Annotated in this window: 2 protein-coding genes; one reads left to right on the top strand and one right to left on the bottom strand. The window is 38.2% G+C overall.

Translation table 11 applies throughout. The features are described 5' to 3' along the window. The coding region (locus tag EPO09_RS22085) for a hypothetical protein (RefSeq protein WP_290646769.1) at positions 1 to 893 on the bottom strand (893 nt) is incomplete at its 3' end. 248 nt (positions 894 to 1,141) lie between these two features. Between EPO09_RS22085 and EPO09_RS22080 the strand changes: the two genes are divergently transcribed. Beyond that, positions 1,142 to 1,648, top strand: a 507-nt coding sequence (locus EPO09_RS22080; protein WP_290646767.1) for a hypothetical protein, incomplete at its 3' end; no start/stop codon positions are given.

Below are 1,648 nucleotides of genomic sequence, written 5' to 3'. Positions count from 1 at the left end.
AAAAGATTGAATAAGAATTTTCTAAACTGTATCGACCTATTATTAAAACGAAGAAAAACTAAAGGCTCATCGCAATAATGTGAAATATTGATCAGCGTAGGATTAATACATGTTCCATTGTGAAACCACTCAGTATAGTTATAGAGACGATGCATAAGGTACGAGAATCCATTACGAACATAGCTCACAGAAGCGCCTCTATCTGCCTGAGGCTGAGGAGTCAGATGGGTTAAATGATAAGCATCTGGATTCTTGATAAAATCACTCTGATAAAAACTTTTCTCTGGAGTATTATCGTAAGTAACTTTTAATCCCCGATTTATTTGTGGAATAAAACGCACCTGCATTTGTGGGGTATTACATGTTTCAGGGAGGTGAAGAGCAAGATTAAAAGCATTGAGGCGCAACAGCCCCTCTACTGCCAACCAGGCTCGTTCTAGTTCATCTTGCTTGGCATAAACATCAATAGTTTTCTCATGCGGCACCATCTTAGGTTGTTTTAAAAAATCAACAAATGGATGGGATAAGGTTTGCCAAAGCACTGGTTTTTTACTCCACAAGCGTTCTTGATAAAGGGTGGTATTAAACCAAGAATTGGGGTCTGTATGGTTTCGCCAATTACGAGAATACCATCCCCTCTGTAAAAAATAGTCAAGAGGTGTAAGTTTAGATTTTTTTATTTGTTCTCCATAGTTTTTTAAATAAAATTGTTCATCAAAATAGGGTTCTACAAGCGCTTTGTCAGCTTCATAGTCTTTGGAGAAATGGCTCCAAAGAAAAATTCTGCCTTCCATAAGCTCTTCTTGAAAGACAATAAGGTTGCCTATAGCCAAAGTGGCGAGAAAAGTGACTCCTACAATGATTGTTAGTAAACGCAATGCTTTTTTTATCATGTTTATATCCTACAAGAACATCTATGCGTTTGCCTAGTCCTGGAGTGTGAGTATATAATGCAGGATATTCTTGAAGAAGACACGCTATGTCGTTCAGTGTAGCGTGAGATGTTAACAATAAGTTGCTTTTTTGCAACAGAGAGATTCATTTTTTAAAAATGGATTTTTTTATTATGTTTTCTTTTGTTTTTTTCTAAAATGTGAGGTAGTTAATTATAATCCTGTTTGATATTTTGAGAGAGAAATCGATGAAAGTCACAGTTTTTTTTGCGGGTGCCGTTGCTTTAACAGGTACAACAAGCGTTCTCGCTCAACAACCTGTCCCTTGTGCTTGTCCCAAAGCCTTTCAAGGTTTTCATCTGGGGGGTAATATCGGATATGGCTTTGGAAAGGCGAAGCAACAATATAGTCTGGTGTCCGAAGGAGAACTCCTGGGGAGTTTAAACAACAACACACTGAAAAAAGGTCTTGATGGAGGAGTTAACGCAGGATACACCCGCCGTTTAGGAAATGTAGGGTTGGGTCTTGAGTTTGTGGCCAACTGGTCCGGTGCGAAAGCACAAGCAACATCTCCATCTGGTGGTACAGTTATACAAACACGCCTCGAAAATTCTTTGCAACTGCGAACAAATCTAAGTTACGTTATTTGTAATCTCGTAGCGCCTAAGCTTATTTTAGGATGGGATAATTCCGAGTGGAAGCAAAATTTTAATGTTATAGATTTGCCTTTGTTCAAACAAAAAACAAAACGTCTG

It is taken from the genome of Aquabacterium sp. (genome assembly GCF_004297345.1).
In the GTDB taxonomy this organism is placed as follows: domain Bacteria; phylum Pseudomonadota; class Gammaproteobacteria; order Burkholderiales; family Burkholderiaceae_C; genus Aquabacterium.
This window is presented reverse-complemented; position numbering and strand designations above follow the sequence as displayed.